Source organism: Xanthomonas sp. SHU 199 (assembly GCF_000364665.1).
GTDB lineage: Bacteria > Pseudomonadota > Gammaproteobacteria > Xanthomonadales > Xanthomonadaceae > Xanthomonas_A > Xanthomonas_A sontii.
The window spans coordinates 1-333 of the sequence record NZ_AQOI01000249.1; the positions used below are offsets into that span (position 1 = coordinate 1).

Annotated in this window: 1 protein-coding gene; it reads right to left on the reverse strand. The window is 53.5% G+C overall.

Annotated elements, in window-relative coordinates:
• Positions 1–149 precede the first annotated feature (149 nt).
• A partial coding sequence (locus D183_RS24385) for a hypothetical protein (RefSeq protein WP_039726848.1) occupies positions 150–333 on the reverse strand: 184 nt, incomplete at its 5' end.

Genomic DNA, 333 nt, shown 5'->3' on the forward strand with positions numbered 1-333 from the left:
TGACATCACTCGTCCTTGCGAGTTGGAACCATAGATACGCGATGTAAAGTCGACTTCTCATTGAAGTCGGATCGACAACGCTTCCCCTAGCAACATTACGATACAACGTACGCAACGGAATCTACGGAGCAGGCTCCGCCAGAGCGTGCTTACTTCAAGTAAACCTCGACGATGTCGCAACCATTGGTCTGCACATCGATCTTGCGCTTGTTCATCAGCGCCGTCATCAAGACGGCCAGCAATGCCTTGCCGCCGGGCTGGTCTTCTTGAAAATGCAGGACATGGTTGCCAGATGTGGCCTTGCATTCCGCTGGCGTGTCCGACAGCCAGACA